This is a genomic window from Pseudomonas cucumis (genome assembly GCF_030687935.1).
In the GTDB taxonomy this organism is placed as follows: Bacteria; Pseudomonadota; Gammaproteobacteria; order Pseudomonadales; family Pseudomonadaceae; genus Aquipseudomonas; species Aquipseudomonas cucumis.
In genome coordinates this window covers 3,275,744-3,292,329 of the sequence record NZ_CP117454.1, presented here as the reverse complement: position 1 = coordinate 3,292,329, position 16,586 = coordinate 3,275,744, and the positions used below count along the sequence as shown (strand labels likewise).

Genomic DNA, 16,586 nt, shown 5'->3' with positions numbered 1-16,586 from the left:
CGATATTCTGTCCGGTACTGCCGGGCAGGATGTTTATGGATAGCTATAGCAAGCATTTTCTTACCTTAACGTATGACCAAAAGACCTCACTCGGGAGTGACACAACATTTTTTAAGGTCTTTATGGAACTGGCTTGGCTGAACTGTCACTTATAGAGCTGAACGCTAATACCGCTCCAGGATGGGGCCTGTCCGCGCTGACGGATAAAAATTAAGGAAGACAAACATGAAGCTATCCCCCCTTGGTCAGATGTCCAGTTCGAGTTCCGTGGATGCCGCACAGCGAACCGGCGGCAGCAGCGATTTTCATCAGCGAGCGGAACAACCGACCCAACGCAGCTCGCATTCACTGGGCAGCATCGGCAAACGCTTCAGGAAAAAGCTCGGCAAGCTTCTGCATATCGGCACGCCCTCCGGGAGCCGTCCGAATGCTTCGGCAGCGGCGTCTGGCACCACCACAACCGCTGCCGCAGCAACCCCAGCGCCAGCCATGGCCACACCCGCCACCCGCCGACCCGCCAGCCGCAACTCGTTAGGCGCGCAACTGGTGGCCGCGCGCCAGCAGGAGAAACTGGACGGTAAAAAACCAGTGACACAGGGCCCGGCGAACGATGAGCCCTCGACATCAGGGAGTGCAGAAAAAGAGCCGCAAGCCTCGAACAAACCGGCAGCGAAAGGTGAACAGACCGTTACCGATAAAAAGACCAGCCCTTCACAGAGCCCGGCCACTACCGTCAGCGAGATCGAGGAGGTCGGCGAAGACACCGGCCTGCACGGCATCAGCCTGCAAGACGGAAAAACCCCGGAGCAGGACGAACAGGCGGTCAAATCGGCGCTCAGGGAAAGTCGCCGGGACGGTGCACGGCTGCAGGGTGGCGACGGTTTCGGTCGTTCGATCAGCGATCAACTGGCACCCACCGGCGAACGACCGCTGGCCAATGAACCGGGCCCCAAGCTGTCACGCAGCAATGCCGGGCGCTTCAACCATGGCACCGAACTGCTGGAGCGGACCCACGACCCGAAACGGCCCCTGAGCCTGGACCATGAAGGCCAGTTGCAGGTCGGGCGCATGGACCCGCCGGCGCTGGCCGACATCGTCCAGTCGAAACTCAAGACCGCCGACAACTCATTCGTCGCCCTGCACAGCGAGTCCGGGGCCAATAGCCACGAACATGTGCTGCTGGATAACAAAGGCAACCTGCTTCATCTCAAGCAGTCCGACACCGCCACCACCTTGCTGCGCAGCAGCCAGACCAGCGACGCCCACCCGTTCCTCAAGGACTTCACCGACGCCGCCCCGCAACTGCGCAATCAGAACGGCAGCCTGGGTCTGTACGGGCACAACACTCAAATCGGCAAGGAGATCCTCGACGCGCCCGGCAAGGCCCAGTTCAGCCAGTTGACCGGCGTCCACGAAGACCACAATGGCCAGCAACTGCGTCTGCATGACGACAAGCTCTATCGCTTCGACGCGGCCACCAAGGGCTGGCAAGCGCATCCGCAGCTGGCCGGGCAGACCTTCAGCGCGCTGAGCACCCAGGGCGATGGCAAGACCTACGGCCTGACCGACCAGGCGGTGGTCGACCTGAGCTCGCCAGAGCATCGGCGATACCCCGCCACTAACATCAAGGCCTTCTCCGTCAGCCGTGAGGGTGAAGCCGCCTTGCTCCAGGTCAAGGACGATAAACAAAGTCTCGGGCTGCTCGATCTGAGCACCCGTCCGGCCACGGCGCTCACCGCCAGCATCGACGTGAAGCTCGCCGATGATGCAGATGTCACCAGCATCGCCCTGACCAAGGAAGCGCTGTTGCTCAGCGATACCCAAGGCCGGCTGTACCGTGTCGACCGCCAGCAATTGGGCGGCGACCGCAGCGAACTGTCGCTGACGCCAGAGCAGGCCATCACGCACCCGGAGGTGAACCTGGGGGTGACCCACCAGGCCCAGGCGTTGATCGGTGACGACAAAGGCCAGGTGCATGCGCTGGTCAAGGATCCGGCCGGCCACACCCATGCCCACCCGGTCGATACCGGCAGCGGCTCGCTCAAGGCCGGCTGGAACCTGACCGACGCCATGGTCCTGAACAACACCCGCGGCCTGCCCGGCGTCACACCGACCCAGAGCAACACCTTCGACCTGGGCCGTCTCGGCAAAGTCGGCCTGGACAATCAGCAGGTCCAGCGTTGGGACGCGGCCACCCGTTCCTGGGGGCATACCGAGATCAAGGACGTCAGCCACCTGAGCATCGGCCTCGACAGCCGGGCCTACATGCTCCAGAACGGCACGCTGAAAAAACTCGACGTGAGCCAGGCCCCGGCACCGCAATCTTTCGGTCGCGACTATGCGCTGTCCCAGGCGACCCAAACCACCAAAGTGAGCGCCGGCAGCGCGATCGCCGGGCTGGAGGGGCGCACCATCACCGGTTTCGCCATGGTCAACCCGGAGCACTTCGTGGCCCTGGACGACACCGGCAAACTCACCGCCCATCACGAAAAAGGCGCGATGACCGAGCTGACCACCGAAGGTCTGAACGGCTCGATCAAGTCCCTGGCGCTGGACCAGCATTCGGACCTGTTCGCCCTGAACGATCAAGGGGAAGCCTTCCAGCTGGACAAGGAAGACTGGCAGGCCAGCGAGGCGAAACCGCGTCCCGAAGCGCAATGGAAAAAGATTGCCACACCGGACGACGAGCCGCTGGGCTCGCTGCGCACTGGTGATGACCAGCAATTGAACGCCACCCTGTTGCATGGCGACGATAAACCGCTGGCCCGGCAAAATAACCATGACTGGAAAGCGGTCGAACCGTCAGACAGCAAGGATGTGCTCGGCGACTTGCATGAGCGCCTCAATGATGGCGTCAAAACCAAGCGCATTCCCGGCACCGGTCTTACGGCGCGGTTCGCCGCCAGTGCCCTGGGCCGGGGAGGCATGGAAACGCAGAACCGGGTCAGTACCAAAGAATTCATCACCGCCCATGTGTTCAAGCCCACCCTGGAAATGCCGCGCTGGGTGAAGGCCACGGGCGACAGCCTGGTGCATACCGCCAAAGGCCGGGACGGTCTCAACGAGGTCTACCAGGCCGAGGGCAAGGTGTTCAAAAAACTGGAGGCCATTGCTGACGCCAATACCCCGCTGCCGGCCGCGGGCGAAGACCTCAAGTCACGGATCGCCCGGCTGGACCTGGGCCCGGAAGGCAAGGCGCTGGTTGAACAACTCGAGGGGTTTCGCAGCGAGCTGGAAAACCATGCGCGCAAGAGCACCGTGCATCTGGGGCAGTCCAAAGGTCTGCTCAATGAGCATGGGGAGTTCAATCCACCGTCCAAACGCACGGCCCTGAGCATGGGCCTGTCCGATGTCGCGCGTAAGCTCAACATCAACAGTTCCGACCATAACCTGATGCAGGAGCTGCAGGGCGCCCTGAAGAAAATCGGCCCTTCGGAGGAGAACCGCACCGGCGAACTGCTGGGCAAGCTCGAAGAAAAGGGCATGAATATCTCCCACCAGAAGGAAGAGATTCCGCTGGGTCGTCGGCGCAATCCCAGTGACGACCTGGCCCTGACCAAGGCCCGCCTGGCGCTGGATGTCGTGGCCCTCAAGGACTTGTCCGATCTGGTGGGCAAGATCGAGAACGAGCAAAAGGAAGCCCAGGCACAGACACCCCAGCACCCGTCCCAGCCGGCCGAGCCACCGCAGATGCGCACCGCGCAAATCATGGAGTACCGCGACGGCCTGCTGCAACTGCGTGATGTGCAGTACGAAGAGCACCCGGTCAAGCAGGTCACCGACATGGGCTTCCGTGGGCATGCCAGCCTGGAGTCGACCTATGATGGCCTCAAGGCCTTCATCAAGGGCTTCAGCAAAACCGACCATGCCATTAGCACTAATCTGCGCGCCGCCACCGGCAGCACCACCCAGAAGGAACTGGCCGGCACACTCAAGTCCGCGTTGAAACAGCTCGATCATGGCGATGATGAAATCAGCATACAACGCAGCTATGGCGCGAGCTTGTCCCCCCCTTTCGTCGGCCTGATCGGAAAGCCCTTCGGTCCCTTCCCGAATGGCAGTGTCGGTGGGGCTCGGACCTATACCATGGGTGCCTTGCGTGATAAGGAAGGCATCGTCGTTTATATGTCGCGTGATGGTGCACTCTCGGGTACGGCTGGGGTAGGGGCGGGCAAGGACATACTGAGCGAGTTCACACACAAGAAGTCCAACAGCATACCGATAGGCAACGATCGCGCACTCCAACCAGGTGTGCGTATGGATGCAGGTCTGAGCGCTACGGCCACGAGTACCTTAAGCAATGGCCTGCAGTTCAAGATTGCCGATGAGGATATCGACCAGTTCGTCGACCATATGATCTCGGGCAAGATCACCCCCATGGATCTGATGAAAAGTGGCTATTCCCATGAGGTACAGCAGGCGAAACGCTTCAACTTTGACGTGAACCTCACCGCCGGGGTCGATGGACGTGTCGGGGTCGATCTCAGTAAGACCGGCAGTACGCCCTTGAACGCTGCGGCCCGCGTCATAGGCGGGGCTAACGTCAGTGTAAACCTGCTGAACTACAGCGATTATTCAATGAAATCGACTTCGGATAACGCTACCGTGCGTGAGTCGGGCATGAACCGTCCACGCTTTTTGAACAAAGCGACCGCCAGTGCTTTCCTTCGCGCTCAAGTCGCCGGCGCACGCACGATCGCACCGCCTGCCCCAGCTCCCGGCAGTGGCGCAAAAGCCCCCCTTCCTGGAGCTATGGCTATCGCCTCCACGCCGGAACTCATCGGATCGATCAGTGTGGAGTCGAAAACTTCCAAGATGGTCAATTTCAAGTTCGAGGAAGCGCAACCCTTGAAAGAGGAGGACATCGGAAAAGTCTCTGACTCTTTGAAAAGCGCCTTCAAGGACAAAGCCACTCAGAAAGAGCTGGCTCGGCTCAGTGAGCAGTCGAAAGCGCCTGAGTTGGCGGCAGATCCAGCCAAGGCCATTGAGTCGCATCTGGAGGGGCTGAATAAACACTTCGCCAACAAGCAACCCGAGAATGACGACCAATATGCCGCTCTGCGCGCACTGACCAAAGCCGGCCACCGGCACGCTGCGGCCAAGGAGCATCACAACCAGCTCGCAGGTGCGATGTTCGAAAGTGCTTACACGAACCTGTCACGTCTGGACGAGAAAACCCTCTTGACTCAACTGGCGTCCGGCTTGAATCCAAATCATGTCATGAGCAATGCTGAACGTATCGGCGAGTTCATGGAGAAAGACCCGAAATTGAAGGCCCTTATCGGGCACCTTCAATCCACCAACGGCACGGTCGCCCGCGTCAGGCATGAACTCAAGGACAAAGCGACCGACACCGTGGATATCGGCTCAAGGAACGGCACCATTACTCATGGTGACCTGACCACGATGCTGGGTAACCGCGACAACACGCGCATCCAGTCCATCATGGTTCTTCACGGTGTAACCCAGCCGGAAAGCTTCAGCACGCCGACACCACTCATCAGTGCCGCCAGTAGCTCCTCCCTGACGGTCACCAAGACACTCGGCAAGATCAACTTCATCTACGGGGCGGATGAGAGTACGCCGAAGGGCTATACCCTTGATGGCGATATCGCCAGAACCAGGACAAGCGAAAAACAACTATTGAAAGAGTTGAAAGACGCAGATCTGCACCTCAAGAGCTGATCCAATAACAATCAGAATGCCGAATGGGGGAGACGACTGCTGGAGGGCTGTTTCATAAAGTTCTCTTTATTTTTGTTTTCATAATAGATAACGTTAACATCGCAGCGCATCCGGACTAGGGCTGGTGATTGCGCTGCTGCATGTTTTGTCATAAATCTGCAAGAAGGATTGTTATGAGTATTGGCTGTAATGACGAGCCCGGGATGTGCCTTTCACTTACTGATTTGTTTGCGCGCATTGGCGACAAGTGGACACTGAAGGTGGTCGACGCGCTGGTCCATAGACCAATACGTTACAACGAAATCCATCAAGCGGTCGCAGGCATTTCACAACGCATGCTGACGCGGACTCTCAAAGGTCTGGAGCAGGATGGGCTGATCAATCGAACGATGTACCTGACAATACCACCTCGAGTGGAGTATGAATTGACCGAGCTTGGGCAGCAGTTGATTGTCGCCCTGCAATCACTTTATGACTGGGCCTTGGTACACCAACAGGCGATGTCCGCGGCCAGGGCGAACGTTGCCCGGACAGCACAGGATGAAAAATTGCCGCCTGGTCATGATTAGCCTTGCAATGAAAAACAGATGGGCTGAATCGCTGTTGGAATGACAACCCTGATCCGAATGAAACATTACTTCTCGGGGCTCCCTCGCGCGCCCCAAACCACCGTCTACGCTCGACAGGGCTGGACTGAGTCCGGGCTTCCAATGGTTCAAGCGCTGGAACTGGCAGGTCTGAAAAACTGAGTCCGGCTCGATTCCAGAAGGAACCACATGCCACTGTTTTTCCACTCATGAGCTGAGCCAGACGTGTGTCCGGCAGGCGCTAACATGAGAGGGATCAAAAATGGCGGACTCCAATAAAACTATTCAGCGCTTTCTCGACCGGATGGGTGAGCGGTTGGGTCTCCCCTTGGCTTTGCAACAGGGAGTATGTGCACTTTATGACAATGACGATAATCAAGTAGCTGTTATTGAACTGCCGGAACATAGTGAAAATGTCGTCCTTCACTGTCGACTCGGAAACGTACAAAAACGTGCTGATAATCTGCAACGCTTGCTTGATCTGAACTTCGATATCTCTGCCTTGCGCGGTTGCTGGCTCGCGCTTGATCGGGGTGAGGTACGTCTGTGCACTCAGCGCGAACTTGAGTATTTGAATGAAGACCACTTCTGCCATTGGGTGACCGGTTTTATTGCGCAGGTCCGGGAAACCCGTACTTCGCTTGGGCGACTGTTGGCGTAATGCCCATAACAGGGAACTGGCTGTTATTCGGCGCCACTTAGCGAGGGATGGTTGCAGTCAGTAACTATCCCATTCACTCAAAAGCGAGGCTACAGATCATGGCAGATTTAGGTATTTCACAAAGTTCATTGGGCACGTCCGGCCTGGGCGGTCTTGGCGGTACGGGCGACACGGGACTGGGCCAGACTGGCCTGGGTGGCGGTCAAACCGGTGGTTCATCGCTGGAGGACCTGGTGGGGGCACTGTCCGAGTTGCTGCTCAAGTCGTCCGAGGGATCAGGACAACAAGGCGCCAGTGGCACCGGGAGCGGCAGTGGTGCTGGCTCGGATGCCCTCAGCAAATTGCTGGATCAGTTGAAGAGCGGCACCCAAGGCACTCAAGGCGCCCAGGACAGCGGTCAGGGCGATGCGTCCCAAACCAAGGGCGGTGAAGATGCAGCCAGTCAGGATTTGCTCAAACAGCTCCTCCAGGCGCTCCTCAAGCAACTGCAAGGTGGTGAGAGTGGTGACGGCACCAGTCAGAGCAAGGGCGTCGATGCCGCGGGTGGCGCGAGTGGTGCCAGCCCGGGTGGGGCGAGTGGAGCTGGCAGTGGCCAGGGCCTTGAAGAGTTACTCAACACGTTGATGAAAAGCCTCGGTGACAGCTCGTTGTCGAAGTCGGTAACGCCGACTGCCGATGGTGGTGGTCAGGTCAGCAAGGAGGGTACCTCGCAGGAGATGCTCGGGATGGTCGGTCAGCTCATGGACACTTATCCAGAAACGTTCGGCACGCCAGGACAGGGCGGTGGCGGTACTTCCGGTGTTGGCGACGCGCCAACCACCAAAGTTTAGAGCGCCGAAATCCAACGACTGGCTACTTAGACATGAGGCTTAAAATATGGCGGACTTGAATATCACAATAAACCTTGGCCAAGGTGCTTCCGGCGCCAATGGCATCGGCGCTCTGGGCGACACCGGACTGGGTCAGACTGGCGCGAATGGCAGCCAGTCCGGTGCTTCGGCGCTGGAGGATCTGGCGGGCCTGCTGGCTGAAATGCTGCTCAATTCGTCTTCAGGGCAACAGGGCGCAGGCAGTGCAGGAAGTGCAGGAAGTGCAGGAAGTGGCGATGGTTCCAGTGCCATCAGCGATCTGCTGGAAAAGCTGAAGAGCGGCAACAGCGATGTCCAGGGCAGCGGTCAAGGCGGTACGTCCAATAAGGGCGCGACTCAAGGCGGTGATGAGGCGGCGGACAAAGAACTGCTCAAGCAGGTTTTGCTGGCACTCTTTGAGAAGGTTCTGGGTGGCGATAATGCCGAAGGCTCGAACCAGAGCAAGGGCAGCGACGCCTCGGGCGGTGCGGGTGCCGGCGGCAATCAACTCAACTCGCTGGGCGGCACCAACGAGTTGGGTGGTGGCTCGGGCGTGGGGGGCACCAGTGGCTCAGGTGACAGCCAGAGCATTGAAGACTTGCTCAACAACTTGATGAAGAGCCTCAGTGACAGCTCGTTGAAAAACTCTGTATCGCCGACCGCCGACGGCGGCGGCCAGGTCAGTCAGGATAGCAACCTGAAAGAGCTGCTCGAGTTGATCAGTCAGTTCATGGACAGCCACCCGGAAACCTTCGGCGATGCTGCGAAAAGCGGCAATACGTCGTCTGGCCAGGGCGCCTCGCTGGTCTCGACTGGCGGCAGCCCGTCGCCGGTTTCCGGTGGCGGAGGAGGGGGCGGTGCTGCTCCAGAGGTCGGTGGTTCCGAGGGCGCAGCGCCTACGGTTAGCGGAACTGCTGGCGATGGTGGCGGTGCATTGGCGCCTGCTGGCACTGACGCTACAGGTCTGGCGCCATCCTCCAATGCGACTTCAAGCACTGGCGGAGCTTCGAACATCGATTTCCCGAGCGCATCGAGCAATCCGACAGTGGTCAACGAGACCATCAAGGTCGGTCCTGGCGAAACCTTTGACGGTGGCGGCAAGACCTTCACCGCAGGCTCGGCCCTGGGTGATGGCGGTCAAAGCGAGGGGCAAAAACCTCTGTTCGAACTGGCCGAGGGCGCCACCTTGAAGAACGTCGTGATTGGTGAAAACGGCGCAGATGGCGTTCACGTCAAGGCGGCGAGCGAGAAGGCGGTCAACGTTGATAACGTGCACTGGACCAATGTCGGCGAGGATGCGTTGACCGTGAAGGACGGCGGTGCCAAGACCACCAACCTGAACGTCACCAATAGCTCCGCTCAGGGCGCCAATGACAAGGTCTTCCAGCTCAATGCCGATGCCAACGTGAATGTCGATAACTTCAAGGTCAAGGATTTCGGCACCTTCATGCGCACTAACGGCGGTCAACAAGGCAACTGGAATCTCGACCTGAACAACATCAGTGCCGAGAATGGCAAGTTCTCGTTCGTCAAAAGCGACAGTGAAGACCTGAAGCTCAAGACCCACAATATCGATCTGCAGAATGTCGAGAACGCCTACAGCAAACTGCCTGAATCGACCAAGCGGGAGAATGTGTGATGGCTGACGAGCAGACCGGGGATCAGATTCCTGTAAGCTGGAAGAGTCTGGTGCAGGGTGACGGTTACCTTTCGCCGGAGCAACGCAAGGCGTTCGAATACGCGATCGACCTGGTGCTCGGGCGCTTGCATGCGACGCTCGATCAACCGACGCAAGGCAGCGGACACTTTCAATTCGACCGCTATGTCGATGGGCTGGAGACCTTGTTCTTGCGTGATGCGACTGCTCAGGACCTGCAAAGCGATGCAGCCGTGACCGCTTTCTGGATAGTGCGGCTATTTGCCGACAGGATCCTGCGGGCCGCTGACACAAGCCCCAGCATGCACTGATATACCGCTGGAACCAGGCCCGGTCATTTGACCGGGCTTTTTCGTTTGGGGCCGCGATCTTTTGCTTTCCTCAGACCCGCGCCCGAATCCGCTGCCCCAGCACATCCATCACATCACAACCACCGCGCAGCAACATCGGCACCGCATGCGCCAGTTGCTGCACACCCGATCACGAATGAGTCGTGGCAGGTGGGCGCAAAGGAAGTGAGGGCAGGGCAGTCAACCGGCTGAGCGCCCGCAACAGACGGTTTGCGTGTAGGTTTGTTCGGCAACTGACGTCGGTTTTTTGCGGCTTACTCCAACTCTCCACGGCTCGCCATCCTGGCCTTGTCGAACTCAAGGTAAAGGATCGTACGCTCGGCATTCGAGGCATTGACCACGAAATGATCGAGCGAGCCATCGAAGATCACCGCCTCGCCCGGGCGATGCTGATGGAACTCACCGTTGACATTGAGGTACGCGTAATTGCCTTCAGTCGCGGCGCTCAGGGTGATGTGCATCTGTAGCAGCCCCTCGCTGAAAATTTCCGGATGCCGATGGCAGGTCAGGAAACTGTGAGCGGCCAGGCGCGCCAGGGAGCACACTTTGATCCCGTCAAGGGCGCCGAGCAGGTCTAGAGTCTTGGGAAAAAACGCACGGGCGGCCTCGATCGGCTGGTTCTGTACCTGTAGCGCAAACTGCACCCAATCGCGATTACCGCCTGCCTGCCCCCAGCCCTTGAGCCAGCCGTAGTCACCGCCCGAAAGCAAGTGCTGGTTGAGTTCTGTGAAGACCTGACCATGGCTCTTGTCGGTCCGGTCGATGTCAAGCAGAGGTGCATGCAGATGCGATAGTTCGTCGCGAATGATCTGCCAGTTGTTCTTCAGTTCCAGCAACGGTTTGAACGAATCCAGCGAATAAAAAGAGGGGCGCACGGCAAGGTACTCCGGATGAGCGAATAAGGAAAAATCAGCGATTGTCAGTGACCACATCAGGCGTGTACTCCTGCGAATACACGCCTGATGCGAGGTACTGTCTGTTTAACTCTTGAGCTGCAGGCCTGCGTCTTTCAACTCGGTCAGCAGCGCTTTAGTGCCAGCGTCGGTCCTGGCAATGTCGCCATCCAGGGTGTAGCTTTTCGGCACGTTTTGATTTTCACCATAGCTGAAATTGATTTTGCCAAGTGTCTTGCTGATGCTCAGGGAGGCGCTGCTGCTGGCACTGAGCAGTGGGGTCGGCGTGGTGAAGCTTTCAGGTTGAGTGACGGAGTGGAAAACAGTGATGGCCTTGATCCGCATATTGTCGCGAGTGCCGAGCATTTTGCTCAGGTCATCATTGGTGATAGTGCCGTTTCTCGAGCCGATATCCACGGTATCGGCTGGCCCGTCCTTGAGTTCCAGTCGAACGCGGGCGAGGGTACCTTCGGTCGATTGAAGATGCTTTATCAGCGCATTGAGTTTGGGGTCTTGCGCCATGAACCCGGTAATCCGTTCGGCGTTGCTTTCGACATGCGTTGGATTCAAGTCAGACAGCAGTTGGGTCAATACACCGTTCTGATCCAGGCGGGACAGGTTTGTGTAAGAGCTTTCAAACCGTGCGTTATCAAGCATGTTGTGGTGGTTTTTTGCAGCCACATGTTGATTGTTGGCCTTGGTCAGGGCACGTAACGCTGCATATTGTTCGTCATTTTGCGGCTTCTTGTCTGCAAAATACGTATTCAGCCCTTCCAGGTGTGATTCGAGCGCCTTCTCGGGATCTTCCGCAGACGCTGGAGACGTTGACTGCTCGGTGAGTCTCGCCAGCTCTTTTTCGGTGGCTTTGTCCTTGAAGGCATTCTTCAAGTCGCCGGATACGGACTTTACGTCCGACCCTTTCAAGGGTTGCGCTTCAACAAACAGAAACTTGACGCGTTTGGTCGTTTTTGACTCTACCGTCACCGATCCGGAAAGCGCTGGAGCAGAAATTAGTCCCGCGCTCCCGGCTGTTGGGGCCTTTGTTGGCATGGCAGGGGCTGTGTTGGTTTGCTCAGTCGTTGAAGATCTACCGGATACGAGGGCATGTGAACCGGCAATTTGAGTACGTAAATGAATACCAGCGGTGGCATTGGTGAATAAGCGTGGACGGTTCATGCCCCCTTCCCGACGAGTACCTTTATCCATCGTCGAGACTAGTGAATAGTCGCTGTAATTCAATAGATTGACATTAACGCTAGCCCCTCCGGTGGCACGGGCCGCTGCGGACAAAGGCGTACTGCCGCTTTCACTCAAGCCGAATCCGGCACGAGCATCGGCAATGGCGGAGAGGTTCACGTCGAAGTTGAAACGCTGCCCTTTCTGCACCTCGTGTGAATAGCCGTTTTTCATCAGCTCCATGGGGGTGATCTTGCCGTCGATCAAATGGTCGACGAACTGGTCGATATCCTCATCGGCAATCTTGAATAAAAGGCCATTGCGTGTGATGCCTGTGGCCGTGGCACTCACATCGGCATCCAGACGTATAGCTGGCTGGAACGTGCGATCGTTGCCTATCGGTTTGCTATTGGACTTCTCTCCGGTGATATCTGTGAGCACGTCCTTGCCCGCTCCTACACCGGCTTTTGCCGAGAGGGCGCCATCGCGCAATATATAGAAGTTGATACCCTCACCATCACGTTCGGCATTCATGGTATAGGTCCGGGCCGCGCCGACACTGCCATTCGGGAAGGGACCCAAGGGTTTACCGATCAGACCGACGAAAGGGGTGGACAGGCTCGCGCCATAGCTGCGTTGTATGCTGATTTCATCATCGCCATGATCGAGCTGTTTCAACGCGGACTTGAGTGTGCCGGCCAGTTCCTTCTGGGTGGTGCTGCCGGTGGCGGCACGCAGGTTGGAACTGGTGGCATGGTCGGTTTTACTGAAGCCCTTGATGAAGGCCTTGAGGCCATCATAGGTCGACTCCAGGCTGGCATGCCCACGGAAGCCCATGTCGGTGACCTGCTTGACCGGGTGCTCTTCGTACTGCACATCACGCAGTTGCAGCAGGCCGTCGCGGTACTCCATGATTTGCGCGGTGCGCATCCGCGGTGGCTCGGCCGGCTGGGACGGGTGCTGGGGTGTCTGTGCCTGGGCTTCCTTTTGCTCGTTCTCGATCTTGCCCACCAGATCGGACAAGTCCTTGAGGGCCACGACATCCAGCGCCAGGCGGGCCTTGGTCAGGGCCAGGTCGTCACTGGGATTGCGCCGACGACCCAGCGGAATCTCTTCCTTCTGGTGGGAGATATTCATGCCCTTTTCTTCGAGCTTGCCCAGCAGTTCGCCGGTGCGGTTCTCCTCCGAAGGGCCGATTTTCTTCAGGGCACCCTGCAGCTCCTGCATCAAGTTATGGTCGGAACTGTTGATATTGAGCTTACGCGCGACATCGGACAGGCCCATGCTCAGGGCCGTGCGTTTGGACGCCGGATTGAACTCCCCATGCTGGTTGAGCAGACCTTCGAACTGACGGAACGGCACTGTTTTCAGCTGGCCATATTCCTGGCCCAGATGCACGGTGCTCTTGTACGCATGGTTTTCCAGCTCGCTACGAAACCCCTCGAGTTGTTCAACCAGCGCCTTGCCTTCCGGGCCCAGGTCCAGCCGGGCGATCCGTGACTTGAGGTCTTCGCCCGCGGCCGGCAGCGGGGTATTGGCGTCAGCAATGGCCTCCAGTTTTTTGAACACCTTGCCCTCGGCCTGGTAGACCTCGTTGAGACCGTCCCGGCCTTTGGCGGTATGCACCAGGCTGTCGCCCGTGGCCTTCACCCAGCGCGGCATTTCCAGGGTGGGCTTGAACACATGGGCGGTGATGAATTCTTTGGTACTGACCCGGTTCTGCGTTTCCATGCCTCCCCGGCCCAGGGCACTGGCGGCGAACCGCGCCGTAAGACCGGTGCCGGGAATGCGCTTGGTTTTGACGCCATCGTTGAGGCGCTCATGCAAGTCGCCGAGCACATCCTTGCTGTCTGACGGTTCGACCGCTTTCCAGTCATGGTTATTTTGCCGGGCCAGCGGTTTATCGTCGCCATGCAACAGGGTGGCGTTCAATTGCTGGTCATCACCGGTGCGCAGCGAGCCCAGCGGCTCGTCGTCCGGTGTGGCAATCTTTTTCCATTGCGCTTCGGGACGCGGTTTCGCCTCGCTGGCCTGCCAGTCTTCCTTGTCCAGCTGGAAGGCTTCCCCTTGATCGTTCAGGGCGAACAGGTCCGAATGCTGGTCCAGCGCCAGGGACTTGATCGAGCCGTTCAGACCTTCGGTGGTCAGCTCGGTCATCGCGCCTTTTTCGTGATGGGCGGTGAGTTTGCCGGTGTCGTCCAGGGCCACGAAGTGCTCCGGGTTGACCATGGCGAAACCGGTGATGGTGCGCCCCTCCAGCCCGGCGATCGCGCTGCCGGCGCTCACTTTGGTGGTTTGGGTCGCCTGGGACAGCGCATAGTCGCGACCGAAAGATTGCGGTGCCGGGGCCTGGCTCACGTCGAGTTTTTTCAGCGTGCCGTTCTGGAGCATGTAGGCCCGGCTGTCGAGGCCGATGCTCAGGTGGCTGACGTCCTTGATCTCGGTATGCCCCCAGGAACGGGTGGCCGCGTCCCAACGCTGGACCTGCTGATTGTCCAGGCCGACTTTGCCGAGACGGCCCAGGTCGAAGGTGTTGCTCTGGGTCGGTGTGACGCCGGGCAGGCCGCGGGTGTTGTTCAGGACCATGGCGTCGGTCAGGTTCCAGCCGGCCTTGAGCGAGCCGCTGCCGGTATCGACCGGGTGGGCATGGGTGTGGCCGGCCGGATCCTTGACCAGCGCATGCACCTGGCCTTTGTCGTCACCGATCAACGCCTGGGCCTGGTGGGTCACGCCCAGGTTCACCTCCGGGTGCGTGATGGCCTGCTCTGGCGTCAGCGACAGTTCGCTGCGGTCACCGCCCAATTGCTGGCGGTCGACACGGTACAGCCGGCCCTGGGTATCGCTGAGCAACAGCGCTTCCTTGGTCAGGGCGATGCTGGTGACATCTGCATCATCGGCGAGCTTCACGTCGATGCTGGCGGTGAGCGCCGTGGCCGGACGGGTGCTCAGATCGAGCAGCCCGAGACTTTGTTTATCGTCCTTGACCTGGAGCAAGGCGGCTTCACCCTCGCGGCTGACGGAGAAGGCCTTGATGTTAGTGGCGGGGTATCGCCGATGCTCTGGCGAGCTCAGGTCGACCACCGCCTGGTCGGTCAGGCCGTAGGTCTTGCCATCGCCCTGGGTGCTCAGGGCGCTGAAGGTCTGCCCGGCCAGCTGCGGATGCGCTTGCCAGCCCTTGGTGGCCGCGTCGAAGCGATAGAGCTTGTCGTCATGCAGACGCAGTTGCTGGCCGTTGTGGTCTTCGTGGACGCCGGTCAACTGGCTGAACTGGGCCTTGCCGGGCGCGTCGAGGATCTCCTTGCCGATTTGAGTGTTGTGCCCGTACAGACCCAGGCTGCCGTTCTGATTGCGCAGTTGCGGGGCGGCGTCGGTGAAGTCCTTGAGGAACGGGTGGGCGTCGCTGGTCTGGCTGCTGCGCAGCAAGGTGGTGGCGGTGTCGGACTGCTTGAGATGAAGCAGGTTGCCTTTGTTATCCAGCAGCACATGTTCGTGGCTATTGGCCCCGGACTCGCTGTGCAGGGCGACGAATGAGTTGTCGGCGGTCTTGAGTTTCGACTGGACGATGTCGGCCAGCGCCGGCGGGTCCATGCGCCCGACCTGCAACTGGCCTTCATGGTCCAGGCTCAGGGGCCGTTTCGGGTCGTGGGTCCGCTCCAGCAGTTCGGTGCCATGGTTGAAGCGCCCGGCATTGCTGCGTGACAACTTGGGGCCCGATTCATTGGCCAGCGGTCGTTCGCCGGTGGGCGCCAGCTGATCGTTGATCGAACGACCGAAACCGTCGCCGCCCTGCAGCCGTGCACCGTCCCGGCGACTTTCCCTGAGCGCCGATTTGACCGCCTGTTCATCCTGCTCCGGGGTTTTTCCGTCTTGCAGGCTGATGCCGTGCAGGCCGGTGTCGTCACCGACCTCCTCGATCTCGCTGACGGTAGTGGCAGGGCTCTGTGAAGGGCTGGCCTCGCTGCGTGGGGTTTTATCGGCAGCGCTCTGTTCGCCTTTCGCTGCCGCTTTCGGTTTGGGCAGGCTGGCGGCGAGCTCGTGGTCGAGGCCTTCAGAGGTTTTGGGCGCCAAAGGCGGGTCGATGAAGTGGTCTTCCGGAACTGACTCCAGCTTGACCGGCATTTTTTTCAGCGGGCGGGTGGTCACCAGCTCGTGCACGCCACCCGACAGCAGCCTGGTCCGCGGTTTGTTCGAGGCTTTCGACTCTTTCTCTGCACTCCCCGACGTCGAGGGTTCGTCGCTCGCCGGGCCCTGTGTCATCGGCTTTTTACCGGCCGCTTTCTCCTGCTGGCGCGCGCGCTCAAGTTGCGCGCCTAACGAGTTGTGGCTGGGTGGTCGGCGGGTGGCGGGTGTGGCCGTTGCCGGCGCTGGGGTTGCAGTGGTTACGGTGGCAGCAGCGCCAGACGCCGCTGCCGAAGCATTCGGACGGCTCCCGGAGGGCGTGCCGATATGCAGAAGCTTGCCGAGCTTTTTCCTGAAGCGTTTGCCGATGCTGCCCAGTGAATGCGAGCTGCGTTGGGTCGGTTGTTCCGGCCGTTGATGAAAATCGCTGCTGCCGCCGGTTCGCTGCGTGGTATCCACGGAAGCCGAACTGGAGATCCGGACGTTTGATGATGGAATCATGTAGATGCTCCTCGACTCGTGCTGATATGCCGCGCGCCCGGAAAATCCCTGTCCTGGGCGAACATTAGGGATGTATTCAGTCCGGTGAGTGGCTGGCCGCATCCGCCGG

At 59.3% G+C, this 16,586-nt stretch carries 8 protein-coding genes; 6 read left to right on the top strand and 2 right to left on the bottom strand.

The window, feature by feature from the left end; all coding sequences use genetic code 11:
• The first annotated feature begins 225 nt into the window (after nt 1-225).
• The 6 genes from PSH97_RS14975 to PSH97_RS14950 all read left to right on the top strand — a co-directional run bounded on the left by PSH97_RS14975 (nt 226) and on the right by PSH97_RS14950 (nt 9,749).
• Nucleotides 226-5,685, top strand: coding sequence for an AvrE-family type 3 secretion system effector (locus PSH97_RS14975; protein ID WP_305445578.1), 5,460 nt, complete (start codon nt 226-228; stop codon nt 5,683-5,685).
• Nucleotides 5,686-5,858: 173 nt separating this feature from the next.
• Entirely contained in the window at nt 5,859-6,254 is a 396-nt protein-coding gene (locus PSH97_RS14970) for a winged helix-turn-helix transcriptional regulator (protein ID WP_305445577.1), read from the top strand.
• Between the two features lie 280 nt (nt 6,255-6,534).
• On the top strand, nt 6,535-6,933 hold the full coding sequence (locus tag PSH97_RS14965; RefSeq protein WP_305445575.1) for a type III secretion system chaperone: 399 nt from the start codon (nt 6,535-6,537) through the stop codon (nt 6,931-6,933).
• A gap of 98 nt (nt 6,934-7,031) precedes the next feature.
• Nucleotides 7,032-7,763 carry a hypothetical protein gene (locus tag PSH97_RS14960; RefSeq protein ID WP_305445573.1) on the top strand — a complete coding sequence of 244 codons (732 nt, stop codon included), beginning with the start codon at nt 7,032-7,034 and terminating at the stop codon, nt 7,761-7,763.
• 46 nt (nt 7,764-7,809) lie between these two features.
• On the top strand, nt 7,810-9,420 hold the full coding sequence (locus PSH97_RS14955) for a pectate lyase (RefSeq protein ID WP_305445571.1): 1,611 nt from the start codon (nt 7,810-7,812) through the stop codon (nt 9,418-9,420).
• Nucleotides 9,420-9,749: an HrpW-specific chaperone gene (locus PSH97_RS14950; protein ID WP_305445570.1), complete on the top strand. Its 330-nt coding sequence runs from the start codon at nt 9,420-9,422 to the stop codon at nt 9,747-9,749. Before PSH97_RS14955 ends, PSH97_RS14950 begins: the two co-directional genes overlap by 1 nt.
• A 293-nt stretch (nt 9,750-10,042) precedes the next feature.
• On the opposite strand, the gene PSH97_RS14945 is transcribed toward PSH97_RS14950, so the two are convergent.
• Both PSH97_RS14945 and PSH97_RS14940 read right to left on the bottom strand, forming a co-directional pair.
• Nucleotides 10,043-10,720 carry an aspartyl/asparaginyl beta-hydroxylase domain-containing protein gene (locus PSH97_RS14945; RefSeq protein WP_305445569.1) on the bottom strand — a complete coding sequence of 226 codons (678 nt, stop codon included), beginning with the start codon at nt 10,718-10,720 and terminating at the stop codon, nt 10,043-10,045.
• 48 nt (nt 10,721-10,768) lie between these two features.
• A complete protein-coding gene (locus PSH97_RS14940) occupies nt 10,769-16,477 on the bottom strand; it encodes an AvrE-family type 3 secretion system effector (RefSeq protein WP_305445568.1) in 5,709 nt (1,902 codons plus the stop codon).
• Nucleotides 16,478-16,586: the final 109 nt, after the last annotated feature.